27 protein-coding genes are annotated in these 26956 nt (G+C 69.2%); 9 read left to right on the top strand and 18 right to left on the bottom strand.

Annotated features, from left to right (window positions below; all coding sequences use genetic code 11):
• The first annotated feature begins 24 nt into the window (after positions 1–24).
• From NJ1_RS40500 to NJ1_RS15275, 3 genes are all read left to right on the top strand, one after another.
• Positions 25–1275 carry an enoyl-CoA hydratase/isomerase family protein gene (locus tag NJ1_RS40500; RefSeq protein WP_067693776.1) on the top strand — a complete coding sequence of 417 codons (1251 nt, stop codon included), beginning with the start codon at positions 25–27 and terminating at the stop codon, positions 1273–1275.
• A gap of 164 nt (positions 1276–1439) precedes the next feature.
• Positions 1440–2885, top strand: coding sequence for a CoA transferase (locus tag NJ1_RS15280; RefSeq protein WP_218025200.1), 1446 nt, complete (start codon positions 1440–1442; stop codon positions 2883–2885).
• A gap of 29 nt (positions 2886–2914) precedes the next feature.
• Entirely contained in the window at positions 2915–4309 is a 1395-nt protein-coding gene (locus NJ1_RS15275) for an amidohydrolase family protein (RefSeq protein WP_169813142.1), read from the top strand.
• A gap of 92 nt (positions 4310–4401) precedes the next feature.
• Here NJ1_RS15275 and mftD read toward each other — a convergent pair whose 3' ends face one another.
• Genes mftD through mftA form a run of 7 tightly spaced genes read right to left on the bottom strand, consistent with a single transcriptional unit; the run spans position 4402 to position 10151 of the window.
• Positions 4402–5589, bottom strand: a complete 1188-nt coding sequence (mftD, locus tag NJ1_RS15270; protein ID WP_067693767.1) for a pre-mycofactocin synthase MftD — start codon at positions 5587–5589, stop codon at positions 4402–4404.
• Entirely contained in the window at positions 5586–6992 is a 1407-nt protein-coding gene (mftF, locus tag NJ1_RS15265) for a mycofactocin biosynthesis glycosyltransferase MftF (protein WP_067693764.1), read from the bottom strand. The genes mftD and mftF overlap by 4 nt, the downstream gene beginning before the upstream one ends.
• Entirely contained in the window at positions 6989–7864 is an 876-nt protein-coding gene (locus NJ1_RS15260) for an SDR family oxidoreductase (protein WP_067693761.1), read from the bottom strand. Before NJ1_RS15260 ends, mftF begins: the two co-directional genes overlap by 4 nt.
• A complete protein-coding gene (mftE, locus tag NJ1_RS15255) occupies positions 7861–8562 on the bottom strand; it encodes a mycofactocin biosynthesis peptidyl-dipeptidase MftE (protein WP_067693758.1) in 702 nt (233 codons plus the stop codon). The genes NJ1_RS15260 and mftE overlap by 4 nt, the downstream gene beginning before the upstream one ends.
• Positions 8559–9770 carry a mycofactocin radical SAM maturase gene (mftC, locus tag NJ1_RS15250; RefSeq protein WP_067693755.1) on the bottom strand — a complete coding sequence of 404 codons (1212 nt, stop codon included), beginning with the start codon at positions 9768–9770 and terminating at the stop codon, positions 8559–8561. The genes mftE and mftC overlap by 4 nt, the downstream gene beginning before the upstream one ends.
• Positions 9767–10060, bottom strand: a complete 294-nt coding sequence (gene mftB, locus NJ1_RS15245) for a mycofactocin biosynthesis chaperone MftB (RefSeq protein ID WP_067693752.1) — start codon at positions 10058–10060, stop codon at positions 9767–9769. The genes mftC and mftB overlap by 4 nt, the downstream gene beginning before the upstream one ends.
• On the bottom strand, positions 10050–10151 hold the full coding sequence (gene mftA, locus NJ1_RS15240) for a mycofactocin precursor MftA (RefSeq protein ID WP_067693749.1): 102 nt from the start codon (positions 10149–10151) through the stop codon (positions 10050–10052). Before mftA ends, mftB begins: the two co-directional genes overlap by 11 nt.
• A 91-nt stretch (positions 10152–10242) precedes the next feature.
• On the opposite strand from mftA, the gene mftR reads away from it, so the two are divergent.
• Complete coding sequence (mftR, locus tag NJ1_RS15235) at positions 10243–10845, top strand: mycofactocin system transcriptional regulator MftR (RefSeq protein WP_067693746.1); 603 nt, start codon at positions 10243–10245, stop codon at positions 10843–10845.
• Positions 10846–10860: 15 nt separating this feature from the next.
• Here mftR and NJ1_RS15230 read toward each other — a convergent pair whose 3' ends face one another.
• The 5 genes from NJ1_RS15230 to NJ1_RS15210 form a co-directional block, all read right to left on the bottom strand.
• Positions 10861–11238, bottom strand: coding sequence for a hypothetical protein (locus tag NJ1_RS15230; RefSeq protein ID WP_067693743.1), 378 nt, complete (start codon positions 11236–11238; stop codon positions 10861–10863).
• Between the two features lie 2 nt (positions 11239–11240).
• Positions 11241–12401, bottom strand: a complete 1161-nt coding sequence (locus NJ1_RS15225) for a thiolase C-terminal domain-containing protein (protein WP_067694017.1) — start codon at positions 12399–12401, stop codon at positions 11241–11243.
• A gap of 82 nt (positions 12402–12483) precedes the next feature.
• Positions 12484–13665 carry a Zn-ribbon domain-containing OB-fold protein gene (locus tag NJ1_RS15220; RefSeq protein ID WP_067693740.1) on the bottom strand — a complete coding sequence of 394 codons (1182 nt, stop codon included), beginning with the start codon at positions 13663–13665 and terminating at the stop codon, positions 12484–12486.
• A 34-nt stretch (positions 13666–13699) separates the two neighbouring features.
• The gene (locus NJ1_RS15215) at positions 13700–14905 is read right to left on the bottom strand and encodes a CaiB/BaiF CoA transferase family protein (RefSeq protein ID WP_067693737.1); all 1206 of its coding nucleotides are present in this window, start codon (positions 14903–14905) and stop codon (positions 13700–13702) included.
• Complete coding sequence (locus NJ1_RS15210) at positions 14902–16401, bottom strand: aldehyde dehydrogenase family protein (RefSeq protein ID WP_067693734.1); 1500 nt, start codon at positions 16399–16401, stop codon at positions 14902–14904. Before NJ1_RS15210 ends, NJ1_RS15215 begins: the two co-directional genes overlap by 4 nt.
• Before the next feature lie 221 nt (positions 16402–16622).
• Here NJ1_RS15210 and NJ1_RS15205 point away from each other — a divergent pair, with 221 nt between their 5' ends.
• The 5 genes from NJ1_RS15205 to NJ1_RS15185 are packed head-to-tail and all read left to right on the top strand — an operon-like array spanning position 16623 to position 20400.
• Positions 16623–17429 carry a TauD/TfdA dioxygenase family protein gene (locus tag NJ1_RS15205; protein ID WP_067693731.1) on the top strand — a complete coding sequence of 269 codons (807 nt, stop codon included), beginning with the start codon at positions 16623–16625 and terminating at the stop codon, positions 17427–17429.
• Positions 17426–18145, top strand: coding sequence for an SDR family NAD(P)-dependent oxidoreductase (locus NJ1_RS15200; RefSeq protein WP_067693728.1), 720 nt, complete (start codon positions 17426–17428; stop codon positions 18143–18145). Before NJ1_RS15205 ends, NJ1_RS15200 begins: the two co-directional genes overlap by 4 nt.
• A gap of 19 nt (positions 18146–18164) precedes the next feature.
• A complete protein-coding gene (locus NJ1_RS15195; protein ID WP_067693725.1) occupies positions 18165–18722 on the top strand; it encodes a DoxX family protein in 558 nt (185 codons plus the stop codon).
• Positions 18722–19543 (top strand): NAD(P)-dependent oxidoreductase, encoded by an 822-nt coding sequence (locus NJ1_RS15190; RefSeq protein WP_067693722.1) that lies wholly within the window; start codon positions 18722–18724, stop codon positions 19541–19543. Before NJ1_RS15195 ends, NJ1_RS15190 begins: the two co-directional genes overlap by 1 nt.
• A gap of 8 nt (positions 19544–19551) precedes the next feature.
• On the top strand, positions 19552–20400 hold the full coding sequence (locus NJ1_RS15185; protein WP_067694014.1) for an NAD(P)-dependent oxidoreductase: 849 nt from the start codon (positions 19552–19554) through the stop codon (positions 20398–20400).
• Between the two features lie 160 nt (positions 20401–20560).
• Here the strand turns inward: NJ1_RS15185 and NJ1_RS15180 are convergent, their stop codons facing one another.
• From NJ1_RS15180 to NJ1_RS15155, 6 genes are all read right to left on the bottom strand, one after another.
• Complete coding sequence (locus tag NJ1_RS15180; RefSeq protein WP_067693719.1) at positions 20561–21709, bottom strand: acyl-CoA dehydrogenase family protein; 1149 nt, start codon at positions 21707–21709, stop codon at positions 20561–20563.
• A 10-nt stretch (positions 21710–21719) separates the two neighbouring features.
• Positions 21720–22865 (bottom strand): thiolase family protein, encoded by a 1146-nt coding sequence (locus tag NJ1_RS15175; protein ID WP_067693716.1) that lies wholly within the window; start codon positions 22863–22865, stop codon positions 21720–21722.
• Positions 22858–23691 (bottom strand): enoyl-CoA hydratase/isomerase family protein, encoded by an 834-nt coding sequence (locus tag NJ1_RS15170; RefSeq protein WP_067694011.1) that lies wholly within the window; start codon positions 23689–23691, stop codon positions 22858–22860. The genes NJ1_RS15175 and NJ1_RS15170 overlap by 8 nt, the downstream gene beginning before the upstream one ends.
• Before the next feature lie 68 nt (positions 23692–23759).
• Positions 23760–25010 carry a CaiB/BaiF CoA transferase family protein gene (locus NJ1_RS15165; RefSeq protein ID WP_067693712.1) on the bottom strand — a complete coding sequence of 417 codons (1251 nt, stop codon included), beginning with the start codon at positions 25008–25010 and terminating at the stop codon, positions 23760–23762.
• Positions 25010–25777, bottom strand: a complete 768-nt coding sequence (locus tag NJ1_RS15160) for an SDR family NAD(P)-dependent oxidoreductase (protein WP_067693709.1) — start codon at positions 25775–25777, stop codon at positions 25010–25012. Before NJ1_RS15160 ends, NJ1_RS15165 begins: the two co-directional genes overlap by 1 nt.
• Positions 25778–26956: an acyl-CoA dehydrogenase family protein gene (locus tag NJ1_RS15155; protein ID WP_067693706.1), complete on the bottom strand. Its 1179-nt coding sequence runs from the start codon at positions 26954–26956 to the stop codon at positions 25778–25780.

Genomic DNA, 26956 nt, shown 5'->3' with positions numbered 1-26956 from the left:
CAGCGGTCAGAGGAGGTCCCGCCGATGTTCACGCACGCGACGGGATCCGACCAGGTCGAAGCGATCCGCGCACAGTTGCTGCACGCGGGTTTGGAACTCTCCTCCGCCGGTGTTCCCGAATCGCCGCTGCTGATAATCGAACTCGATCACCTGGCAGCGTCCGACCCCGCAACCATCGCGCGCGCGGCCGCGGTTCTGCACGAATGCCTTCCGCTCACCGTGGGTGTGCTCCGGCACACGGCCACTGCGGACCTCTCCCTTTTGCTGGACGCGCTCACTCTGACGCTCACCGACACCCGAACACCGGCGCCCACCGGCTTCCACGCGGAGAATCCACCACGCCATCTTGTGCCGGTGCCCGATATCGACGCGGCCCTCGTTCAGCTTGCCGCCGCGGTCGCTCGTTCGCCTCAGACCGCGCTGACCTGCGGACACCTGCTGCGTCGCACCGGCGGCGGCGCGAGCATCACCTCGGCGCTCGCCGCCGAGGCCGCGGCCTACTCGATGTTGCTGGGCGGCAACGAATTCGAACGCTGGCTGATCGAGCGAGATTCAGCCGGGCAACGTGTTGCCGCGGGCGGAAAGCTGATCGTGGGCGGCGATATCGTTCCAGTTCGCGGCCCGCTCCCGCACAGCGTCGTCACCACCGGCACCGACCCACTGGTCGACAGCGAACCAGCGGCCGGTAGCGCCATTCCAGTAAGCGAAATGGCGCCGGAAGGCCACATGGTTGGGGTACGGCGTGCGGGTTCGCACCTCTCGATCGTGCTGAATAATCCCGCGCGGCGAAATGCGCTGAGTATTCGAATGCGTGAAGAGTTGCTCGCTGCGCTGACCGTGGCCGAGGCGGATGCGGATATCGAGTCGGTCGAACTCCGTGGTGCGGGGCCGGCTTTCTGCAGTGGTGGCGATCTGAGGGAATTCGGCGCTGCCGTCGACCCTGTCGCCGCGTACCTGGTGCGGCTGGATCGTGCACCATGGCGGGTGCTGGATCGGATTGCCGACCGGTCGACCGTGCGGGTGCACGGAGCGTGTATCGGCGCGGGAGTCGAGATGGCCGCGTTCGGCGGTCGTGTCTGCGCCTCGCCGGACAGCTGGTTCCGATTCCCGGAAGTCGCCATGGGACTGATTCCCGGCGCGGGCGGAACTGTCAGCGTTCCGCGCCGAATCGGCCGGTGGCGCGCCGCGTGGCTCATGCTGACCGGAACGCCGCTGTCCGTGGGCGAAGCACTTCGGTGGGGGCTTGTCGACGACGTCTCGGACTCCACGGAGTGAATGATGCGAAACACACTGCACCGCACCGCCTCCGCCACACCGATGCCCGTGCCAGACTCACGAACGCGATGCGTGATGTGAGCAGCGAGGCAGACCGAACGATCGAAGCTCCCCTGCCCCGCAACGGGTTCGATGCTCAGCGGACAGCCCGGACGGTGGACTCGGTGCACCCGTTCGAATCGGCGGCGACGTCGTCCGTCAACTCGATTCCGCACCGGGGCGACGATCACGGATGTCCGGTCCTGAGCTGGGCGGCTTCGGGGGGCATGGCGCTCACCGGGCACCGGGACGGCGTGCCGCTGATGTCGCCGGCATCGGCCTACGAGATGATCCGCGCGGTCGCGCGCGGTATCGCCGGTGTGACCGGAGACGTCGGAGCGCCCGTGGTGATCGACCCGGCGACGACGGTATTCGGGCGGGCCGGGTGGTCTGGGAACGTCAGAGACGGCAGGCGCTCGCCGGGCGGGGCGAGCAGGTTGCTCCGGACCAAGGACGGCTGGTGTGCGATGACGCTGTCCCGGCCGGAGGATTTCGACGCGGTTCCGGCGATGCTCGGCACCGCTGCGCGAGCGGACGCGTGGGCATCGCTGATGTCCGAGGCACGGCGTTGGCCGGCGCAGGCCCTCGCCGAGCGTGCCCAGTTGCTCGGTGTGCCCGCGGCCGCCGTACCGCCGAGGTCACGAATACTCACTTCCCCGACATCGCCGTCGACCGACTCTCGAACCACGTCGCCGAGGCAGACCCCTGCCGGAGAACCCCCGGCACACCGGCGAGTGGTGGTGCCACCACTCGCCGGTATCGAGTTCGCCTCCCGGCGACGGTTCGCCGTGCCGTCGAGGCCAGGTGCGGATTCGCCGTTCGGGGAGCGAAATACTCTGCCGTGGAGGTCGTCCCGCATCGCCGAAGTGGATCCGGCGGCGACGCTGCGGGACTGCCTGGTGGTCGATCTGTCGTCGCTGTGGGCGGGACCGCTGTGTGCGCGGCTGCTCGGGGCGGCGGGAGCCCGGGTCGTGAAGGTGGAGAGTACGCATCGGCCCGACGGCGCGCGGGCGGGAAGCCCGGAGTTGTTCGGCTACCTGCACGAGGGACACGAGTTCCGCTCTGTCGACTTCCGGTCCGCCGCCGGCCGGAGCGAGTTGGCGGGGCTGATCGAGGCGGCGGATGTGGTGATCGAGGCGTCTCGGCCGCGCGCGCTGGCGCAACTCGGGCTCGCTCCGCAGGAGCTCGCGCATCGGCCCGGGCGGGTGTGGTTGAGTCTCACCGGATATGGGCGGGACAACCCGATGCGGGTCGCGTTCGGTGATGACGCCGCGGCGGCGGGCGGGCTGGTCGGGTGGTGTGGTGAGGAGCCCGTGTTCTGTGGTGACGCGATCGCCGATCCGCTGACCGGAATGAGTGCGGCGCTGGCCGTGTCGACCGCGGTGCGAGCGGGCGGCGGGGTGCTGATCGATCTGTCGATGTGCGATACCTCGGCGGCATTCGCGACCGCCGCGCCGATCGATCACGGGCCGCACCGGGTATTGCCGCAGGGCGATGGATGGATCGTGGAATGCGCTTTCCTCGAACGCGATCAGCCCGTGCTGCCGCCACGGCCTCCGACCGCATCATGACCGTATCTCGTTCGGCCACACAGCATTCGATGCTGATACGCCGCGCTCAGGTCTTCGGTGGCGGCCATACCGACGTCCGGTGCACGGGCGGACACATCGTCGAGTGCGGGACGTCATTGCGGCCGCTTCCCGGCGAGGACGATATCGACGCACGCGGCGGCTGGCTGCTGCCGGGGCTGCACGATCATCACATTCATCTGCGCGCACTGGCCGCGCTCCAGGATTCGGTGCCGCTGGGACCGGAACGGATCGTGGATCTGGGCGGTCTGATCGCCGAGCTGCACCGGGTGGACGCGCAATTGCCCGCGGGGCAATGGATTCGGGGAATCGGCTATCACGAATCGGTGGCCGGGTCGCTGAATCGGCGGGTGCTCGATCGCGCCCTGCCGGGTCGTCCGGTCCGGATCCAGCATCGCAGCGGGGCGCTGTGGATACTGAACTCGGCCGCGTGCGCGCAGATCGATCTCGACGGGTGCGAGGTCCCCGGCGTCGAACGCGACGCGGCGGGGCGGCTCACGGGTCGACTCTGGCGGATGGATTCCTGGCTGGGTGAGCGGATCCCCTCGCTGCCCCTGGATCTCGCGGCCGTCAGCGACCGGGCCGCGCGGTACGGAATCACCGGATTCACCGATGCCACACCAGGTCTCGCGCAGCACGAGGTGACGGGATTGGCGGCGGCGGTGCACGACGGAAGGATCGTGCAGCGCCTGCACTGCATGGCTCCCCCGGCGACCGCCGACCCACGGGTCGAGCGCTTCACGCTGGGGCCCACCAAGATTCTGCTGGACGACACGACCCTCCCTGCGCTCGACGATCTGGCCGGCACCATCCGCGACGCACACGAGTCGGGCCGCCCGGTGGCCGTGCACTGCGTGACGCGAATACAGCTCGTGCTCACCCTCGCGGCGCTCGACACGGTGGGTTCACGACCGGGCGACCGCATCGAACACGGTGCGATAGTGCCGGATTCGGTGGTGGATCATCTGCGCGCCCATGCGTTGACGGTGGTGACACAGCCGCACTTTCCGATCGAGCGAGCCGTGCAGTACGCCCGCGACGTTCCCGAGGAGGACCGGCCGGATCTGTGGCGGCTGGGCTCGCTCGTGAAGCACGGTGTCGCGATAGCCGCCGGCAGCGACGCACCGTTCGGCGCACCCGACCCGTGGCGCATCCTGGCGGCCGCGACCACACGCCAAGTGAATTCCGGTGCCGGAGAGGCAGTTCCGCTGCTGCGCGCCCTCCAGATGTTCTTCGGACGTCCGGACCGGCCCGCGGTGCCCCGGACCCTGACGCCGGGCGTGGTGGCCGATCTCACCCTGCTGTCCGCGTCGCCACAGGACATCACCGCGCACCCCGCCTCCGGCGCCGAACTGGTCGCCGCCACCATCGTCGGCGGGCGGCCGGTGTATCTCGCGGCACGGTGAGCAGGTCCCCGCCGACGACGAACGGCATCGGCCTCTCGATGGTCGAGGAGCCGATGCCGTGATCGACGTGGCGGGTGAGGGACGCGGGAGGGCTATCGACCCCGGGCCTCCGCCCCGAGTACGCGCTCGAAGCCCGGAGGCAGGAGCACGTCGTCGCGACCGAGATCGTGAATCGAGCTGTGCCCCAGCGCCAGTAGCGTCGAGTCGATTCCGGCGTGCAGGATGTCGAGCACGTTCTCGACGCCCGCTTGGCCGTTCGCGGCGAGGCCCCACAGGTAGGCCCGGCCGATCATGACCGCGCGCGCACCCAGCGCGACCGCTTTCACGACGTCGCTGCCTCGCCGGATGCCACCGTCCAGCAGCACTTCGATCTGATCGCCCACGGCCTCCGCGATGGCGGGCAGTGCGCGGATCGCGGCGGGAGTTCCGTCGAGATTGTTGCCACCGTGGTTGGACACGGAGATGGCGGTGACTCCGGCATCGACGGCCCGGCGCGCCTCGTCGACCCGGATGACGCCCTTGAGCAGGAAGGGCCCCGCCCACTGCGCACGGAGCCAGGCCACGTCCTCCCAGGTCGGGCGTGGTGAACCCATCCACTGCCCGTACGCGCCGAAGAACGTGGGCACCGTGCCGTTCTCGTCGGCCATGTTCGGGACGGTCAGGTCCGGCACGCCGCCGCTGCGGGCGTAGGTGGCCAGCCAGCGCGGGCGGCGCAGCGCCTCGGGCGCGAAACGCAGCGCCTCGCGAACGGTGACCTTCTCCGGAATGTGCGGACTCCCCCAATCCCGGCTGTGCGCGAAGGACCAGTCCAGGGTGAGGATCACTCCGGCGACACCGGCGGTGCGGACGCGCTCGAGGCGGCGCAGCATGTCGTCGCGGGTGCCGATCCAGTAGATCTGGAAGAAGGTCTTGGGGTTGGCCTCGAGGACCTGCTCCACCGGCTTGCTCGCGAACGAGCTCAATCCCAGGGCCGTGCCCCGGGCGGCGGCGGCGCGCGCGACGGCGACCTCCCCCTCGGGATGGACGGCCTGCACCCCGGTCGGTGAGATCAGGACCGGAAGCGAAATATCCTGGCCCAGCACGGTTGTCGCCAGATCACGCTTGTCCGACAGTCCGGCCGTGCGCGGGGCGTACCCGATCTCCGCGAACGCCTCGACATTGTCACGCAGCGTGACGCCCTTCTCCGATCCGGCCCACAGGGCGCTGTACACCGAGGGTGGCAGGCGTTTGCGGGCGCGGCGCCGCGCCTCCTCGACGGATTCGATCCAGCTGTCGGTCATCGGGAACTCCTCGGTACGGTTCGTTGTTCGGTACGACGCCAGCGGTGAATCACTGTGGGCCGCAGCGGGATCGTGGTCTTCTCGCGTACGCATCCGGCGACGACGCCCAGGCCGTAGGCGAGGTCGTCGGCCAGGACGGCCGGGGTGGTCCGCAACGGGTTGCCCGCGGTGGGTTCGCCCGCGATGCGCCCGAGCAGCAGAGCGCCCATCGACCACCAGAACAGCGCTCGGCGGCCGCGTGCGGGGACGGCGATCAGCAGCAGCGGGAGAGTGAATTGTGTGCTGTACCGGGCGATTCCGGTCCAGGTGCGGAACACGTCGCCCGCTGTCAGTCGCAGCGCGTGCCCGGTCGGCACGCCCGCTCGGCGCAGGGTCGAGCCGGTACCGGCCAGGCATCCGCCGAACAGCGCCAGGGCCGCGACCGGCCGCCCATGCAGCAGCGCGAGCACCGTCGCTGCCGACCACCCGTAGACGATCAGCGGCGAGAGCGCGGTGGGGTGTCGCGATGCCAGTGGCGCGGCCGAGCCGCCGTAGCGGAATCGGCGTGCGAGCAATCGCCGCGATCCCATCGGTTCCTCGTGCGCCACTCGCACACTCGGGTCGTAGCGCACCCGCCAGTCGGCCGCGTGCAGTCGCCACACCAGATCGACGTCCTCGCCATAGCGCAGATCCGGGTCGAAGACACCGTCGGGTGTGGAGATGTCGTACAGTGCGCCTCGGCGGACCAGCAAGGCCGCGGCGGGAACGAAGGACACGCGCGCGTTCGGCAGCACCCGCGCCGCGCGGACACCACGATCGAGTGCGCATCGTTCGTCTGGGTGCAGGGCGGTCACGCGCGGGGCGACGGCCCCTACCATCGGATCCGCGAAATGCTCGGCGAGCCGTTCGAGCCACTCCGGGCCCGGTACGCAATCACTGTCGAGGAACGCCACCAGATCGGTCCGCACCCTGTGCAAAGCGGTATTTCGGGCGACTGCCGGGCCCTGGTTGATCTCGTGCCGCAGCAGCGTCACACCCGGCCGGGCCGCGACCCTCGCCACCGCCGAGGCATCGGCGGAGCAGTCGTCGACCACCACGACCGGATAGCGGTCACCCAGCGCGTCCAGGCAGCGGCCGAGCATTTCCGGGCGATCCCGCACCGGAATCACCACGGTGATATCGGCCGGTGCCGCCCTGCGCGGTGGGCGCGGATGCGCCAGGCCCGCGTCGGTGAGCTGCCGTGCCAGCCTTCCCATCGCCGGGGTCAGTACCGCTCCGGCCCGAAGTTCCTGCCACGCGCCGTATCCCGCCTCGGTGAACCGCAGCAGCCGACTCGGCGATCCACCCCACCAGAGCCGATCGCCGAGCGTCCGCACGTCGGCATCGAGGATGATCCGGAAGCCCTCGGGCAGTGGGGTCGTCACAGCGCCAGTCCCCCGTCCACGGCCACCGTCGCACCCGTCACGGCATCGGCACCGGCTCCGGCCAGAAAGGTCAGCACCGAGGCGATCTCACCGGGCTCGAGCAGTCGGCCGATCGGCTGCTGCATGGCGAACCCCTTCGCGGTCGGCAGCCCGTACAGCCGGGCGGTCTCGGTCAGCAGCGCGGTGTCGGTGGAACCCGGACTCACCGCGTTCGCGGTGATCCCCGTGCCGCCCAGTTCCGCGCCCAGGGACCGGACCAGCCCGGCCACACCGGCTTTCGCGGCGCAGTACACAGCCAGCATCGGCAACCCCTTGGTCGCCGCGGCGGACGCGACGGCCAGAAACCGGCCCGAGCGCGGCTCCGGACGACGCAGCAGCGCCGGAACAGCGGCCCGAGCCAGGTTGATCACCCCGCCGAGGCAGACGTCCAGCACGGCGCGTTCCTGCTCGATCGGCATGTCCCACAACGGCACCCCGCCGGCGATCACCCCGGCCACCGCGAAGGCGGCGTCCACACCGCCCCATTCGGATTCCGCGGCGGCCACGGCCTCGACCAGTGCGTTCGGATCGCGGACATCCGCGAACCATGCCCGCACCGGGTGTCCCGCCGGAGACAACCGATCGGCAGCGCGTTCGCCCCGCTCGGTGCGCGAGCGTCCCGCAGCACCCGCGTGCGCCGCACTCGCCCGCCGGTTCGCCTCCGCTACAACGGCTTCGAGGTCCGTGCCGCTACCGAGTTCATATGGCAGGTCGGGGTCCGGGGTTCCCCGGTCGACGGCCAGGACGGACCAGCCCGCGTCGGCGAGCTGGTGGACGGTGGCCGCACCGATGCCGCGGCCCGCACCGGTGACGATCGCGACGCGGCCGGTCATGCGGGTTCCGTTGCACGCCAAGCCGATACTTCCCTCGACAGGGCGGCGGCCAGGCGGCCCAGGAGAAGATCACCGTGGAACGCGGTCGCGCCAAGGGGGTCGCCGAGGATTCCGTTCTCGGTGACCGCTCGCAGACCGTGCTCGCGCAGCTGTGGCATGAGTTCCCGCAGCGGTCTGGTGTTGCCGGTCTCCGCACGGTCCATGCGAACGGTGGTCGGGCGAAGGGTCAGCATGATGGCCGTCTCGATGTGACCGGCGTGCGGGTCGCCGTCCCAGGCCGGGGTGTAGGCGCGCACGTCGCGGGATTCGACGCGCAGGCGTGCGACCGCGCGGGTCAGGGGTCCGGCGTTGCCGCCGTGCGCGGAGACGAACAGCACGTGGGCGAAGGTTTCGCACGCCGAGCGGCCCAATTCGGTGATTACCAGCTCGGTGGCATCCTGGCCGATGGACAGTGTGCCCGCGAATCCGATGTGCTCGCCGCTCGATCCGTACGGTACGGCAGGTGCGATGACCACATCGTCTCGCGAGTGCGCGAGCGCCTCGCACAGGGCGATCGCCACCTCGGTATCGGTGGACAGCGGCAGGTGCGGGCCGTGTTGCTCGGTGGCGCCCAGCGGAATCGCGAGCAGGGCGCCGTTCGCGGCCAGCTCGTGAACCTCGGGCCACGCCAGGTCGGCGAGTCGCCGTACCGCGGTCACGATGGACGTCCGGGGATGCGCAACCCGGCCAGCGGGCTCTCGTCACACGCGCGCGCCGGTATCGTGGGTCTGCCGAGCAGGCCGGGCATGCCGATCGCCACCGAGCGGCCCTTGCGGGAGTGATCCTGCGACGGGCGCGGGGCGCGGGCGCGGTCCGCCGCCAGCAGCGCCGATTCCCCGTGTCCGCGAACGCATTCCGGATCGGGTCCGTCCAGCGGCAGGCCGGTGAAGAACTTCGCGGCCATGCAGCCGCCCCGGCAACTGTCGAACGCCGAGCAGGAGGTGCACGCGCCACCTGTCTGCGGACGGCGCAGATCGGCGAATCGCTCCGATTCACGCCAGATCCGGGTGAAACCGCCCGGGGTGCGGATGTTCCCGGCCTTGAACTCGTCGTGGATGGCGAACGGGCAGGCGTACACATCGCCGATCGGATCGACCAGGCACACCACTCGACCGGCGCCGCACAGGTTCAGGCCCGGCAGGGCTTCACCATAGGCGGCGAGGTGGAAGAACGAGTCACCGGTGAGGACTCGATCACCGTGCTCGAGCAGCCAGTCGTACAGTGTGCGTTGCTGTTCGGGCCGCAGATGCAGATCGTCCCAGCTGTCCGCGCCCCGCCCCGAGGGCCGCAGACGAGTCAGCCGCAACTGCGCGTCGAACAGGTCGGCGATGGCCAGGAAGCCGTCCAGCTGGCCGACATTGTGCCGGGTCATCACGACCGAGAGCTTGACACCCTGCGCGCCCGCGGAGGCGAGCAGTTCCAAGGCCCGGATCGCGGTGGCGTAGGAGCCCGTGCCGCGCACCGCGTCGTTCACCGCCTCGGTGGCGCCGTCCAGCGAGATCTGCACGTCCACATAGCTGTTGGTGGCGACGCGCGCGGCCGCGGCCGGGTTGATCCGCACCCCGTTGGTGGAGAACTTCACCCCGACGTGGTGGTCGGTGGCGTAGTCGACGATCTCCCAGAAATCGGGCCGCACCGTCGGCTCGCCGCCGCCGATGTTCACGTAGAACACCTGCATCCGCTCGAATTCGTCTATGAGCGAGAGACATTCGGCCGTGGTCAATTCCCGGGGATCTCGTCGCCCCGAGCTCGACAGGCAGTGCACGCAGGACAGATTGCAGGCGTAGGTGAGTTCCCAGGTCAGGCAGATCGGCGCGTCGAGGCCGGATTGGAATTGCTCGACCAGAGGCAGTGGTGCGGCGGTCATGCGGCATCCCTCTTCCGGATCATATCGGTGGCGGCCAGTCCGGCCAGGGCGTTGCGATAGGCGGGAAGTTCGGCCTCGGTGACCCCGGCGAGCACGCACGCCTGCCGCGCGGACGCGGAGTCGGCCAGCGTCCGGACCACCTGAAACAGCATGGGGCTCTTCAGAAACGACAGTCGCCGGGTGCCGAAGTGGTACAGCAGTGCGCCGAACCGCTCCGGCCGCACCGAGACCTGCTCCGACAGCCCCCAGGCGACGTCCAGCTCGAAGGTCCGCCGCGGGTCAGTAGACACCGCACATTCCGTCGATCGACACCTCTTCCACGAGAACCTCATCGGCCAGCACGGAGTCCTCGCCGCTGCTGTCGGACACATTCCTGCTCATGGCAACTCCCTGCGGGTTCTGTCACGGTTCGCGTTGTGGCACCCCGTGACGATAATTGCGTTCTCACTCAAGATAATGTGATTCTTACGATGTGACAAGCACTATTCGCAGGGGCCGCCCGCCCGGCACGAGCGGCCGCCGCCTCGAACTCGTGGCCCTGGGACTGTTCAGCGAGCAGGGGTTCGAGCACACGACCGTGGACCAGATCGCCGCGGCGGTCGGGGTGAGCCGGCGCACCTTCTTCCGCTACTTCGACTCCAAGCCGGATGTGCTCTGGCACGGTTTCGAACGGGAGGTCGCGGCCATTCGCGCGGCCCTGGCACAGACGACTCCCGAGGCGGGAATCATGACCTCCATCCGAAGAGCGGTCATGGCGGTCAATCACACGCGCACCCAGGACGAACCCGAACTGCGCCAGCGCATTCGGCTGCTGACCTCCACTCCGGACCTGATCGCGAGCGCCGCCCTGCGCTATGACACCTGGGAACGGGCCATCAGCGACTTCGTCGCGGCGCGCACGGGACAACCGGCGGATTCGATTCATCCGCTCACGGTCGGCCGGGCCACGCTCGCGGCCTGCCGCGCCGCGTACGAATGCTGGATTCAACAGTACGAGATTCCGCTGACGACCTATCTGGAATCGGCCCTGCGAGCCCTCGAATCCGGCTTCGCCGACGACGCGATCGGTGGCTGAGCCTCGCGCACGGACTCAGCCGACGAGCCTCGCGGACAAGGCTTTCGGCATCCAGGGTCGGAGGCCGTATCGACCGGGCAGCACCAGCGGCGCGGAGAGCCGCGCCGCCAGCGCGAACGCTTCGGCCCGCGCTCCCAGCACCACATGTGACCAGGTCCATCCGCACCCGTACGGCGCGAGCGTGTCCGCGGTCTGCACGAAGTTCGCGCACTCCAAGTGTTCGGCATCGATCACGAGGCCGCTGAGCGCGAACGCGCCGGACAGTTTCACCGTCAGCGAGCCGTCGCAGACCACGTGCACCGACCCGTCGGGACCGGCGTGCCGTCCGGCCTGCTGAAGTACCGCACGCCGCCGGCCCGTGCCGCCGCGGACCAGAGCGACCACCTCACCCACGGCTACCGCCCCGGTCCCTCGAGCAGGGTCACAGCGGCCACGGCGGTCGGCCCGCCGACGTTGTGAGCCAGACCGATTCGCGCTCCGTCCACCTGGTTGCGGGCGGTGCCGCGCAGCTGCTCGAAGAGCTCGACGCACTGTGCGACGCCGGTGGCCCCCGGCGGATGTCCCTTGGATTTGAGACCGCCGCTCGTGTTCACGGGGAGTGAGCCGCCGGGCCCGGTCGCGCCGGACTCGACGAGCTTGTACGCCTCGAACCGTTCGGCGAAACCGAGGTCCTCATAGCTCATCAGCTCGACCCCGGTGAAGAAGTCGTGCACCTCCGCCACATCCACGTCCGAGGGAGTCAGACCGGCCATGCCGAAGGCGTGCCGGGCGGCCCGCACACTGGCCGGGAACGTCGTCATGTCCCGCTTGTGCTGGTGCATCACCGAATCCAGCCCCAAGCCCACGCCGCGCACCCACACCGGCCGATCCGTATAGCGATCCACCACGTCCTGCGAGGCCAGTACCAGCGCGGCGGCGCCGTCGCTCTGGGGCGCGCAGTCGTACAGCCCGAACGGGGTCACCACCGTCGGCGCGGCGAGCGCCTGCTCCATGGTGATCTCGAACTGCAAGCGCGCCTTGCGATTACGAGCCCCGAAGCGGTGGTTCTTCACCGCCACCATGGCGAGGTGCTCCCGGGTCGCGGGCGACTCGTGCAGGTACCGGGTGACGTGCAGCGCGAATTCGGCGGGCGACACCAGCCCCAGCGGGTAGTCCCAGGCGTTGTCGCGCGACATCGCCTCCCAGCCCCAGAGCATGTCCTTCGAGGCCGACTCGCGCAGCTTGTCCGCACCCAGCACCAGCGCCACATCACATGCGCCGGAGGCGATTCCGAACAGCGCGTTCCGCAGTGCGTCATGCCCGGTCGCACAGGCGTTCTCGATGCGCGTGACCGGAATGTGCGGCAGTCCCAGCGTGTCGGCCAGAATCCCGGATGGGAAGCCGTCCGCGGTACCGCATTCGCCGAACCAGGCGGCCTGGATGTCGGCCTTGGCCAAACCCTTGTCGACCGTGGCTGCGCACTCGGCGAACGCCATCGGCAACAGATCCTTGATTCCCAGTGCGAAATGCTCCGCGAACGCGGTCATACCCGCGCCCACGATCGCGACCTTCTTCATACCGTGTCCTTTCCGCCACAGGTGCGCTGCCGCCGCCCAGCGCACCGACCACTCGTGTTCCCGCGGTTCCACCCCGCGCTCGTCATGCCGGAACCCGCTGATCCGGTTCGAAGGCGTAGCCGTAGTCCGGAACACCCGAGCGCACCGCCACCCGGCGCAGCACCATGCGGCCGCGGTCGCCGATATCGACGGTGCCCGGCTCGGTGCCCGTCACCTTGGCCAGGGCGCGCACCCCGACCTCGTCGAGTTCGACGATGACCAGGGAGTAGGGGGTCTTGAGGCCGGGGACCGGGACGTGGACGGTCACCTCGGTGTAGACGGTGCCGGTGCGGGGCAGCGGTTCGAGGGTGTAATGGGTGCTCAGGGCGCCGTCCTCCCCCACGCGATAGCGCGGCGGGAAATCCAATTCCGCACTGTCCTGGTGCTTTCCGGCGACCCAGCGCACCTTGGCCTCGAAGGCCCGCTCGTAGGCCGCCAGGGAGATGAGCAGCTCGGCCCCGGGGCGCTGCACGCTCTCGGGTTTGGGCCGGGCGGCCGGTTCACGGCGGTGCACGACCGCGGTGCCGCCCGCTACCGCGACGCCGGACAGACTCCCCTGCTCCACGCCGACCAGCGGCCCGGTCGTGCCCGCCTCCGCCAAGGCCGCGAGTGCGAAAAGACCCGCGCTCGCGCCGAAAGTGGGCAGCGGCACCGGATCTCCGGCGCAGAGCGCGACCGCGCGCTCGTGCTCGACGCCCGCCACCGCGACGGGCACGTCCAGCCAGGCCGCCTCGAACGAGGCCAGCAGCCCCCGCGCGTGCAGCAGCCGCGGATCGCCGTAGTCGTGCACATCACCGGCGGCGCTGCGGGTGCGCACCGGCAGACTGCGCGAGATACGCGCTGCCGTACGCACTTCCAGGCCGCGATCGGCGGTCAGCACCGCCACCGCACCGGCCGGTTCCAGATCCACGCCGATGACGAGTGTGCGCGGCCGCGCCGAGCTCACCGCGTCCAGCGCGGCGGGCGCGCCGCCGAGGCGCTCCACGACCTCCAATTCGGGATCGAGCCCGAGCCCCGCGAGCAGCGCTGCGGCGTTGCCGCCCTCCAGCAGTGGCAGGTCCCGGCTCACCAGCACCACCACGTGCGCCGCGCCCGCCCCGGCGTCGAGGACGGCCCGCCCGGCCTCCACGGCCAGCGTCACCGCGTCCTCGTCGTCGCCGGGCACCCGGTGCCCGGCGGTCCCCCAGCACGGCAGATATGTTCCCATCGCGGCGATGTACGGCATCGGGCTACTCCACTCTCCTACTGCGCCGGCACGGCTAGGTGACCGCGCCGGCGGTCTTCAACGCGATGATGCGGTCCCAATCCAGACCGAGCTCGATCAGCACTTCCTCGGTCTGGGCCGCGAACTCCGGGGCCGGGCCGATGACCGGGGCGGTGACGTCGAACTGCACGGGGTTGGCGACCAGCTCCAATTCGCCTGCCCGCACCAGGTATTCGTTCGCCCGCACCTGCGCGTCGTCGGCCACCTGCCGCGAATCCTGCACCGGCGCCCACGGTCCGGCCAGGGTGGCGAAGCGCTCGGACCATTCGGCGAGGGTGCGCGTGGCGATCACCTCGTGCAGGATCTGCACGGCCGCGGCGGTATTGGCGGCCAACTGCTCACCGGTCGCGAAGCGCGGATCCTGCGCCAACTCCGGGCGGTCGATGTGTTTGCACACGTCGGCCCAGAACTTGCCGGGCTGCATCATGACGAACGAGAGGTAGCGCCGGTCCGCGGTGGCATACAGCCCCGACAGCGGATTGGTCGGCGATCCGTGCGCACCCAGCGGGGGCGGCACCATCGGCTTGTCCAGATGCACCGAGAGCGCGACCCCGTGGCCCATCGACCACACGCCACTGCCCAGCAGGGACACATCGACGATCGACGGTTCGCCGGTGCGCTCGCGCTTCAGCAGCGCCGCGGTGATGCCCCCGGCGAGATTCGTCCCGGAAATGGTGTCGCCGAAGGCCGGACCGGGCGGCGGCACCATGCCCTCCACCCCGGCGGGCGTGAGGCTGGCGGCGATGCCGCCACGCGCCCAGAACGCGGTCATGTCGTACCCGCCGCGGCCCGATTCCGCACCGCGCGGGCCGAGCGCACTGCCGCGCGCGTAGACGATGTTCGGGTTCACCGCACGGATATCGTCCACGTCGATGCCGAACTTGCGCCGATGCTCGGGCAGGAAGCTGGTCAGGAAGACATCCGACCGACGGACCAGCTCATAGAGGACTTCGCGCCCTTCGGGTGCGGACATGTCGAGCCCGACGCTGCGTTTGCCTCGATTGGCGTGCTCCCAGTTGGGATTCGGATCGCCCCGCACCTCGAACGCTCCGGTGCGCCGCAATCCGCGCTGCGGATCGCCGGTCACCGCGTGCTCGATCTTGATCACCTCCGCGCCCCATTCGGCGAGCACCGCGCCCGCCGAGGGAACGAATCCGTACATCGCGACCTCGAGTATCCGGAAACCCTCCAGCGGCTTCATCGGATCACCGCCGCGAAAGTCTTGCGCTCCAAGAACTCTTCGAGCCCCGCCACGCCGGACTCGCGACCGATGCCCGACTGCTTGTATCCGCCGAAGGGCGCGTCGGCGGCGAAGTAGTTGCCGCCGTTGATGCTCATCGTGCCGGTGCGGATCCGGCGGGCGACGGCGAGCGCGCGCTCGTCACTGGCGCTGAACACACCACCGGAGAGTCCGTAGATGGAGTTGTTGGCGATGCGCACCGCCTCCTCGTCGTCCTCGAACGGGATCACCACGAGCACCGGTCCGAAGACCTCCTCCTGCGCGATCTCGCTGTCCGGATCCACACCGGCCAGCAGGGTCGGGGTGTAGAAGAAGCCCGGGTCGACCTTGGTTCCGCCGGTCACCAGGGTCGCGCCCGTGGTGACGGCGCGCTGCACCATGCCGTCGACCTTGTCGCGCTGACGCGCGCTGATGAGCGGTCCCATATAGGTTTTCGAATCGCTGGGATCGCCGTAGCGGACGTTGCCGAACATCGCCGCGACCTTCGCGACCATCTCGTCGTGGCGCTCGCGCGGCACCAGCAGGCGGGTGGTGAGCGCGCAGCCCTGCCCGGCGTGGGTGGCGACGCTGAAGGCCGCGAACATCGCGGTGGTGTCGAAGTCGGCGTCGTCGAGCACGATCATGGCGGACTTGCCGCCCAGTTCGAGGAATACCTTCTTGAGGCTGTCGCCGGCCGCGGCCATGATGCGGCGGCCCACCACGGTGGAACCGGTGAAGGTCACCATGTCCACGTCCGGATGGGTGGTCATCACCTCGCCGACCGAAACCTCCGAGGAGGACAGGACATTCACCACGCCCGCGGGAATCTCGGTGTAGCGGGCGATCAGCTCGCCCAGCGCCTGGGTGATCAGCGGGGTGTCGGGCGCACCCTTGAGTACGACGGTGCAGCCCGCGGCCAGCGCGGGGGCGAGCTTCGCCAGCGCCAGCTGATTCGGGTAGTTGTAGGCCACGATCGCCGAGACGACGCCGGCCGCCTCCTTCTCGACCCAGCGCCGGTGCCGCTGTCCGCGGGCCTCGATCTCGGGGAGTTCCTCGGTCAGCGCATGGTTCTTCAGCAGATCGGCGTAGTAGCTCACCAGGCCGATCGGAATGTCGAGCTGATTGCCGAGCGTGAGTGTGCGGGTCGCGCCGACCTCCGCGATCGTCAACTCGCGCAACTCTTCCCGATGATCGAGCAGCGCTCGGTGCAGCTGTTCCAGGCAGCGCACGCGCAGTTCGGTGTTCGTGGCCCAGTCGGTGGTGTCGAAGGCCCGGCGGGCCGCGGCGATGGCGGTCCGCGCGTCGGTCACGGTGGCGTCGGGAGCGTGGCCGAGGACCGCACCGGTGGCGGGGTTGAGGGAGGCGAAGGTGCGCTCCGCTTCCACGAGCTGCCCGTCGATGAGCAGTCTCCGCCCCAGACCCCGCGCCTGGTCGTCCGTCTGTCCGGTGCCCGACGGCGCCTGGTCCTGCGTGTGCATCCCGCCTCCTGGATCTCTGAAAACTAGATTCTCATAGCTGGAGAATCAGACAATCACTTTCGGGAACTCTAGCCAGCGAACCCACTTTCCGTAACCCCCATCACAGTCGAGAGCGATCACCGCCCACCCTCGCAACCGGCCGGTACGCAGCGGACCAGACGGGACTTGCCGTCGAGCAATTTGCGAGAGTACCGTTCTCCTATGATGGAAGGGAGATTCTTGTGATTCAGACGAGAGCGCTCAGCCCAGCTCTGGGCGTGGAGGTCACCGGCGTCGAGGACCTGCTCGACGAAGCCGTGATCAGCCGCTGCCTGGAGGCCCTGACCTGGCGAGGCGTCCTGTTGATCCGGGGCCTGCACCTCGACGACGAGTCGCAACTGGCCTTCAGCCGGCGACTCGGCGCGGTCCTGGCGCCGGCGGGCCGGGAGATCTTCAAGATCTCGCTCGACCCGGCCGTGCAGCCCTCGGCCGAATACCTCAAGAGCACGTTCCACTGGCACATCGACGACACCACCAACGAGGTCCCCGCCAAGGCGACCATGCTCACCGCCCGGCACGTGGCCATGGTCGGGGGCGGTACCGAGTTCGCCAGCACCTATGCCGCGTTCGAGGCACTGCCCGAACAGGAACAGAAGCGCTACGAGCAGCTGCGGGTGGTGCACAGTTTCGAAGCGGCGCAACGGCTCACGCATCCGGACCCGTCGGAGAAGGAGCTGGCGGCGTGGCGGCAACTGCGCAGCCACGAGACCTCCCTGGTCTGGCAGCGCCGTGACGGCCGCCGCTCGCTCGTGATCGGCGCGACCGCCGATCACATCGTCGGCATGGATGCGGCCGAGAGCCGTTCCGTGCTGGACGAATTGCTGGAATGGACCTCGCAGGAGCGGTTCCGCTACACCCACGAATGGGCCGTCGACGACGTGGTGGTCTGGGACAACACCGGCATGCTGCATCGCGCGCTGCCCTACGATCCGGCTTCGCAGCGCACGATGCACCGCACCACCATCGCGGGCGAGGAGGCCTGGGCGTGACGGCTCCGACCAAGACCGCGATCGTCACCGGCGGCGGCTCGGGCATCGGCCAGGCCATCGCCAAACGGCTTCGCGCCGACGGCTATTCGGTCGCCACACTGGATCTGCGCCCGGTCCACGACGACGACCTGGCCTTCACCGCCGACGTCACCGACGCCACCGCGGTGCTCGCCGCGCACGCCGCCGTCCGCGAAAAGCTCGGCCCGGTCACGGTTCTGGTGAACGCGGCGGGGCTGGACGGGTTCAAGCGGTTCGCCGACCTGTCCTTCCAGGAGTGGCAGCGCGTCATCGATGTGAACCTGCACGGCGTCTTTCACTGCGTCCAGTCCGTGCTGCCCGATATGCTGGACGCGGGCTGGGGCCGAATCGTCAATATCTCGTCCTCCAGCGCACATTCGGGGCAGCCGTTCATGGCGCACTACGTCTCGGCCAAATCGGCGGTGAACGGACTGACCAAAGCGCTCGCTCTGGAGCTCGGCCCGGCCGGCATCACCGTCAACGCCGTACCGCCGGGCTTCATCGATACCCCGATGTTGCGTGGGGCGGAACAGAAGCGGCTGCTCGGCGGGAGCGTCGAGGACCACATCAAACGGACACCGGTGCGCCGGGTCGGTCAACCCGAAGACATCGCCGCCGCGTGCGCCTTCCTCATCTCGGAGGAGGCCGGGTACATCACCGGGCAGATCCTCGGCGTCAACGGCGGCCGGAATACCTAGCGTGAGTGGAGGTGAGCCCATGGCGGCGGATCTCGCGCTGCTGCTGGTTCGACTGGTGGTGGGCGGCACGATGGCCGCTCACGGGGTCAATCACTGGCTCGGAGGTGGCCGGATCGTCGGCACCGCGAGGTGGTTCGGCGGACTCGGGCTGCGCTACCCGATCGCCCAGGCGTGGTTCAGCGTGATAACCGAGATCGGCGCGGGCGCACTGCTGGCGCTCGGGCTGCTGACTCCCCTGGCGTGCGCGGCCGTGATCTCGGTGATGCTGGTCGCGGGACTGCTCGCGCACCGGGCCAACGGATTCTTCGTCTTCCGTGAGGGATACGAGTACGTGCTGGTGCTCGGGACCGCGGCGCTGGCCATCGCGGTGCTGGGTCCTGGTCGGTTCTCCGTGGACCGGCTCGCCGATATCGAGGTCACCGGATGGAGCGGCGGAGCCCTCGCGCTGGGAATCGGCGTCGCGGCGACGGCGGGGCTGCTGGCCGTGTGCTGGCGGCCCGAGACGGACGCGCCCGAGGGCGAGCACCCCACCGAATCCGTTGCACCACACATCGAGTCGATCACGGAGGAACACTGATGCGGGTCGGATTCATCGGGCTCGGCATCCAGGGCGGGCCGATGGCGCGCCGGATCGCCGAGGCGGGACATCCCACCACCCTGTGGGCACGCCGGCCGGAGGCGCTGGAGCCGTTCCGCGACAGCGGGGCCGGGTTCGCGAGCTCGCCCGCCGAGCTCGCGGCCGCCAGCGATCTGGTGTGCCTGTGCGTGGTCTCCGACGACGATGTCCGCGACATCGTCACCCGGCCCGACGGCATTCTCGCCGGACTGGCGCCCGGCGGGGTGATCGCCGTGCACAGCACCATCCATCCGGACACCTGCGCGGAACTCGCCGAAACTGCCCGCTCCCACGGTGTTTCGCTGATCGACGCCCCGGTCAGCGGCGGCGGTCCGGCCGCCGCCGAGGGCACGCTGCTGGTCATGGTTGGCGGCGAGGACGCGGTCGTCGAGCGGTGCCGCCCGGTGTTCGACAGTTATGCGCGGCTGGTGGTCCGTCTCGGCGAGGTCGGGGCGGGACAGGTCACCAAGATCATCAATAATCTGCTCTTCACCGCCAATCTCGCCACGGCGGTGAGCACCCTGGAACTCGGGGAGAGCCTCGGTCTCGATCCGAAGCGGTTGGGAGAGTTGATCTCTCACGGCACGGCGAACAGCTTCGCGCTGGGCCGGGTGATCGCGGGCAGCGGACTGGGTAGCATCGCCGCGCATGCGTCCGGATTGCTGCGCAAGGACGTCGGCCTGGCCGCCGATCTCGCCGCACGAGCCGGGACGAAGGACGGCATCGTATTCGATGCCGCACACGACACCCTGGCCGTCATGGATCGGCTGCTCGGCAAGTGAAGGACGCCGTGACGCGAATCGGATTCGTCGGGGCCGGGCGCATGGGTGTTCCCATGATCCGGCGCCTGATCGCCGCGGGGCACGCGGTTCAGGCGCTCGGTCGCACCCCCGAAAAGCATGCGGCACTGGCAGAGTCGGGAGCGACGGTGGTGTCTCGGGCGTCCGAGACCGGATCGGGAGCCGACGCCGTCGTCCTGTGCGTGTTCACCGACGAACAGGTGCGGGCGGTATGCCTCGACGGTAATCTGCTCTCGGCCATGCCGCCGGGCTCCACGCTCATCGTGCACACGACTGCCGGACCGCACACGATGACGGCGGTGGCCGAACGCGCGGCAGATCACGGCGTCGATGTCGTGGACGCTCCGGTGAGCGGCGGGCCACACGATATCGAGGCGGGCACGCTGACCGTGTTCGCGGGCGGCGCCGAGGACGTGGTGCGCAGGGTCCGGCCGCTGCTGGCCTGCTACGCCGATCCGATCCTGCATGTCGGCCCGCTCGGTGCGGGCCAGCGCGTGAAACTGCTCAACAACGCCGCCTTCGCGGCGCAACTCGGCGTGGTCGCCGAAATCGCACGTCTCGCGGACCGGCTCGGCCTCGAGGAGGCCACCGTACTGCGCGCGCTCCCCCACGGCAGCGCCGGCGGTCGCGCCCTCGCCGGCGCTGCCGCGCGCGGCTCGATCGGTGAATTCGTCTCGGCGGTCGCCGATTTCCTCACCAAGGATGTCGCCGAGGTGCGCGCCGCCATGGCCCGGCTCGGCGGAGATCTCGGCGCACTCGACCCGCTCATCGACGCCTGCGCACTCGAGCGGCCCGCACATCGGATCGACACCGACGGCCGACCGTCGCCCTCCTGGTGAACCAACCCCAGATCGGTTGCGAGGTACGGTCCGCCGCCTGCGATTCCGGCGACCGTCGTCCGCGGAGGGATCGCCACGGAACGGAACCTGTGTGTGGCAGACGCAGTCAGGTGCCGCGCTGTGGTGTCCGGGCCACGAAAGCCACGGACACTCGCACGCGTCAGACGCCCAGCGACTTGGCGATGATGACCTTCATGACTTCGCTTGTCCCGGCGTAGATTCGGGCCACACGGGCGTCGGTGTACAGGCGGGCGATGGGGTATTCCATCATGTAGCCGTAGCCGCCGAACAGTTGCAGGCAGCGGTCGACGGTGCGGGCCTGGACCTCGGTCGCGAAGAGTTTCACCCGCGCGGCGTCGGGACCCGAGAGCCGGCCGTCGACCAGTTCCAGAACCGCGTTGTCGGCCATCGCCTGGGCGGCCTCGATCTCGGTGGACATGGCGGCCAGCTCGAACTTGGTGTTCTGGAACGAGGCCACCGGCGTGCCGAAAGCCTTGCGCTCCTTGACGTATTCGATGGTGGCGGTGAGTGCCGCACGAGCCTGGGCCACCGATCCGACCGCGACCGTCATCCGTTCCTGGGGCAGATTGTGTCCCAGATAGCCGAAGGCCGCGCCCTCCTCGCCCAGTCGATTGGCCACCGGCACACGAACATTGTCGAACGACAGCTCGACGGTGTCCTGCACCTTGCAGCCCATCTTCTCCAGGACCCGGCCCTTGTCGAAGCCGGGCATGCCGTCCTCGACCACCAGCAGGGTGAGTCCGGCGCGACGGTTGTCCGGATCGGTGGAGCTGCGGGCGACCACCACCACCAGATCGGCCAGCAGGCCGCCGGTGATGAAGGTCTTCGCGCCGTTGAGGATGTACTCGTCCCCGTCGCGGACGGCGGTGCTGCGCATCCCCGCCAGATCGGAGCCGGTGCCGGGCTCGGTCATCGCCACGGCCGTGAGCAGTTGTCCGGTGGCCAGACCGGGGAACCAGCGTTGCCGCTGTTCGGCGTTCGCGTACTCGAGGAAGTACGGCAGGATCACGTCGATCTGGGTGCGCACGGTGCCGAGGGTGACCAGGGCGCGCTGGGCTTCCTCCTGCAGCACCGCGTTGTAGCGGTAGTCGGGCAGCCCGGCTCCCCCGAACTCCTCCGGAATCGCGGTGCCGAGCAGACCCAGCGCACCGAGTCGTTCGAAGATTTCGCGTGGCATCTGCCCCGCCTTCTCCCACGCCGGATAGTTCGGCACCACTTCTTTGTCGATGAAATCCCGGGCGAGCCGCCGGAACGCCTCGTGATCGGGAGTGTAGATATCCCTGCGCATGGGGTCTCCTTCAGGACACGAGCTCGACGACGGTGGCGTTGGCGGTGCCGCCGCCCTCGCACATGGTCTGCAAGCCGTAGCGAATACCGTTGTCGCGCATGTGATTGACCATGCGGGTCATGAGTACCGCCCCGGATCCGCCGAGCGGGTGCCCGAGCGCGATCGCACCGCCGAGCGGATTGCATCTGGCCGGGTCGGCGCCGGTCTCGGCGAGCCAGGCCAGGGGAACCGGAGCGAACGCCTCGTTGACTTCGAAGACGCCGATCTCGCCCAGCGCGAGCCCGGCCTTGGCCAGCACCTTCTCGGTCGCCGGAATCGGCCCGGTGAGCATGAGCACCGGATCCGAGCCCGCCACGGCGCCCGCGCGATATCGCACCAGGGGTCGCAGGCCGAGTTCCCGGGCGCGTTCGGGCGTGGTCACCAGGAGTGCGGCGGCACCGTCCGAGATCTGGGACGAGTTGCCCGCGTGGATGGTTCCGTCGTCGTCGAACGCGGGCTTCAGTGTGGCCAGTTTCTCCGCCGTGGTGCCGCGGCGAATGCCCTCGTCCACCGTCACGGTTCCGGTCTCGGTGGTGACGGGAACGATCTGGGACTCGAACGCGCCCCGGTCCTGCGCGGCGGCGGCGCGTTCGTGCGACACGGCCGCGAACTCGTCCAGTTGTGTCCGGGTGAATCCCCATTTGCGGACGATGAGTTCGGCGGACAGGCCCTGGTTGAACGAGAAGTCCTCATACCGTGCAAGGGCTTTCGGACCGTACGGGCTGCCACCCGCCTTGGCCGCGCCCAGTGGCACCCGGCTCATCACCTCGACACCGCCGGCGACCACCACGTCCTGCTGCCCGGACATGACCGCCTGCGCCGCGAAATCCAGAGCCTGCTGGCTGGATCCGCACGCGCGGTTCACGGTCGTGCCCGGAATGCTCTCGGGCCAACCGGCGGCCAGCACCGCGTAGCGGCCGATATTGCTGGATTGATCCCCGATCTGCGAGACGCAGCCCCACACCACGTCGTCGATCACTGCCGGGTCGAGGCCGGTCCGTTCGATCAGGGCGCCGAGCACGACCGCGGACAGGTCCGCCGCGTGCGTGGCGGACAGTCCCCCATTGCGTTTGCCCACGGGGGTGCGGACCGCCTCGGCGATGACTACTTCACGCATGTGTGCTCTCCTGTTCCGGAATCTGTGTGGTGCTCGCGAGGTCGTCCAGAGCCCAGCCGCCGGTGAAGCGTGGCTCCCGCTTCTGCGTGAAGGCCGAAAACGCCTCCGGCGCATCGACTGTCGCGAAATTGACGCCCTGGGCTCTGGCCTCGGCGGCGAGTGCGTCACGCAGACTGCCCGACGCGCCTTCGTTCAGCAGGGCCTTGGTCTGTGCCAGCGCCACGGGTGGGCCAGAGGCCAGACGGGTGGCCAGTTCGGTGACGTAATTGTCGATCTCCGCGCCCGGCACCACCCGGGTGACGAGGTTCAGCTCGCGTGCCTGGTTCGCGTCGATCGTCTCGGCCAGCAGTGCAAGACGTTTGGCCTGTTGCAGGCCGACGAGCCGCGGCAGCAGCCAGGAGCCGCCCAGGTCCAGCGACAAACCGCGGCGCGCGAAGATCTGCGCGAAGGTGGACTCCGGTGTGGCCACGACGAAATCGCATCCCAGCGCGAGGTTCCAGCCCGCCCCGACGGCGACGCCGTTCACCTTCGCGATCGAGGGCATCGGCAACTCGTGCAGTTGCAGTGCGACCTGGGTCAGCAACCGCATCTTTCGCGCCGGGTGCCCGGCGGTCAGCACCGAGACATCCGCTCCGGAGCAGAACGCGCCACCCGCTCCGGTGATCACCAGCGCGCGGACCTCACGATCATCGCCCGCGGCGATCAGGGCATCCCGCAGTCGTGCCCACATGTCCCAGGTGACGGCGTTCTTGCGGCGTGGACGGTTCAGAGTCAGGGTCCGCACGCCGTCATGGTCACCGACCAGCAGATCGGGTTCATCGGTCATGATCTTCTCTCGCACTCTCGATGTCGGCGCGTGACGTCGTGGCGCCCTCCCGAAGAAGAGCGCCGGCGTCAGCGATAAGCGCGGCCGATCGCGCCCTGCGCGCGCAGCTGCTCGATTTCCGCACTGCCGAAACCGCATTCGGCCAGGACGGCGTCGGTGTGCTGGCCGAGCCCGGGCACCGCGCCCATGGGCGGGGCGAAGCCCTCCACAATGGCGGGCGGCAGCAGGGAGGGAATCGGTCCGCCGGGTGTGTCGACGGTGCGCCAGCGATCTCGTTCCACCAACTGGGGGTGGTCGAGGACTTCGCTGGGCAGGTTGTAGCGGGAATTGCCGATGCCCGCGGCGTCGGCGACCTTCTGGATCCGGGCCAGATCGTGCCGGGCGCACCATGCGCCGATGGCGGCGTCGAGTTCGGCGCGGTGCCGCACCCGGCCGGAGTTGGTCCCGAAGCGGTCGTCCTCGGCCAGGTCGGGACGGCGCAGGATCTCCCGGGCCAGCCGCTGCCACTCGCGATCGTTCGTCGTGCCGAGCACCACGGTCTGCCCGTCGGCGGTGGCGTAGGAGCCGTAGGGCGCCACCGCGGGTGAGCTCATGCCGAGCGGCTGCTGATCCACCCCGGTATGCCGGGCATAGGTGAGGTGATAGCCCATCACCTCGGCCATGGTGTCGAACAGGCTGACCGCGATGCGCGTGCCCACCCCGGGACCCGATCGCATGCGCTCGCACAATTGAGCCAGAATCGTCAGTGCCGCATACAGTCCCGTCGTGACGTCCGCGATGGGCGGTCCCGGTTTGGCGGGAGCGCCCGGGGAACCCGTCACCGCGCAGACGCCCGCCTCGGCCTGCACCAGCAGGTCGTAGGCGCGCTTGTGCGACAGCGGGCCGCCCGCGCCGAAGCCGTCGATCTCGACGGCGATCAGATGCGGATGCCGCACGGACAGTTCGTCGGGCGCGATGCCCAGACGACCTGTCGCGCCCGGCGCGAGATTCGAGACGAGCACGTCCGCACTCGCCAGCATACGGTGCAGGATATCCACGCCCGCAGTCGATTTCAGATCCAGCGTCACCGATTCCTTGCCACGGTTGACCCAGACGAAATGCGCGGCCTGCCCGTGCACCACGTCGTCGTAGTGGCGGGCGAAATCACCGCCCTCGGGGTTCTCGATCTTGATCACCCGCGCGCCGAAGTCGGCGAGGGTGCGCGTGCACATCGGCGCGGACACCGCCTGCTCCAGGGCGATCACGGTGACGCCCGCCAGTGGTCCGCGCGCATCCGAACGCGGTGACCGAAGCCCGGCCGAGGGGTCGGGTTCACCCATCACATCACCATGCCGCCGTCCACCGGCAGCACCTGGCCGGTGATGAAGGACGCGGCATCGGAGGCCAGGAAGACAAACGCGCCCGCGACCTCTTCGGGTTCCGCCCAGCGCCGCAACGGGATTCGATTCAGCATCTGGGCCGCGAACTTCTCGTCGGTGCGGATGGTGGTGGTCATCGGAGTCGCGGCCAACGGCGCGAGCGCGTTCACCAGGATCTGCTTGCGCGCCAGTTCTCGCGCCAGCGATTTGGTGATGCCGATGATGGCGGCCTTGGCCGCGGAATAGTTGATCTGACCCAGCGTGCCGACGATGCCCGCCGACGAGGTCACATTGATGATGCGACCGGTGCCGTCGGTCGGCAGGAAGGGCAGGGCGGCCTGCGAACAGGTGAACGTGCCGATCGCGTGGATCTCCAGTAGCCGCCGCACCGAATCCGCTGTGGTGGCGGCGAACATGGCCGGATCGGTCACGCCCGCGTTGTTGACCACGATGTGCAGGGTGCCGTCGGCCAGGGCGGCGGCCTGTGCGGCCGCCGCGTCCGCGGCCGCACGGTCGGACACATCGAGCGCGAAGCTCTGTGCCACACCGCCGTTCGCGACGATCTTCTCCGCGACGGACGCCGCCCCGGCACCGTTCATATCGGTCACCAGGACCGCGGCCCCGGCGTGCGCCAGCGCCGCCGCGACGGCCGAGCCGATACCGCCGGCCGCGCCGGTCACCAGCGCGGCGCGGCCGGTCAGATCGAAAAGTCCATTCCTGCTTGGCATTCAGTAACTCCTCGGCATTCCCAAAGTGTGCGATCCCAGGTAGTTCAGGATCATTTCCTGGCTGATCGGCGCGATTCTCATGACGCGCGCCTCACGGAAATAGCGGGCCACGTGGTATTCCTCGGCGTAGCCCATGCCACCGTGTGTTTGCAGTGCGCGATCTGTCGCGGTGAATCCGGCTTCGGCGCAGAGGTATTTGGCGGTGTTCGCCTCACGCCCGCAGGGCTTTCCATTGTCGTAGAGCCAGGTCGCCTTGCGCAGTACGAGTTCCGCGGCGTCCAGATGGGCCAGCGAATCGGCCAGCGGGAATTGAATGCCCTGGTTCATGCCGATGGGCCGGCCGAAGACCTCGCGCTCGTTCGCGTATTTCACGGCGCGGTCGAGCGCGACCCGGCCCAGGCCCAGCGCCTCGGCGGCGATGAGCATGCGCTCCGGATTCAGGCCGTCGAGGATGTACTCGAAGCCCCGGCCCTCTTCGCCGATTCTGTCCTCCACCGGAATTCGCAGATCGTCGATGAACAGCTCGTTCGAGCTGACGGCATTGCGGCCCATCTTCGCGATCGGCCGGATATCGATATGGTCGCGGTTCAGATCGGTGAGGAACAGCGTCATGCCGTCCGTCTTCTTGGCCACGTCGTCATAGTGCTGTGTGCGGGTCAGCAGCAGGATCTTCTCCGACTCCAGCGCCTTCGAGATCCACACCTTGCGACCGTTCACCACATAGTGATCGCCGTCGCGGCGCGCGAAGGTGGTGATGCGGGTGGTATCCAGACCCGCGCCGGGTTCCGTCACTCCGAAACACACATGCAGTTCACCGCGCGCGATGCGAGGCAGCGTGCGCTGCTTGAGCTCGGGTGACCCGTGCACCACCACCGGCTGCATGCCGAAGATCGACATATGGATGGAGCTCGCGGCATTCATTCCGCCGCCGGAGCGTGACACCTCCTCCGCCAGCAGCGACGCCTCGGTGATGCCGAGACCGTGGCCGCCGTACTCCTCGGGAATGGTGATGCCGAGCCAGCCGCCGCGTGCGACCGTCTCGTAGAACTCGGTCGGGAATTCGTGTGCCCGATCCTTTTCCGACCAGTAGTGGTCGTCGAACTTCTTGAGCAGTTCGCCGACGGATTTCCGGATCAATTGCTGATCCTCGGTCAGCTCGAAACTCATGCCCCCGGACAT

This window comes from Nocardia jejuensis NBRC 103114 (assembly GCF_001613145.1).
GTDB classification, from domain to species: domain Bacteria; phylum Actinomycetota; class Actinomycetes; order Mycobacteriales; family Mycobacteriaceae; genus Nocardia; species Nocardia jejuensis.
This window is presented reverse-complemented; position numbering and strand designations above follow the sequence as displayed.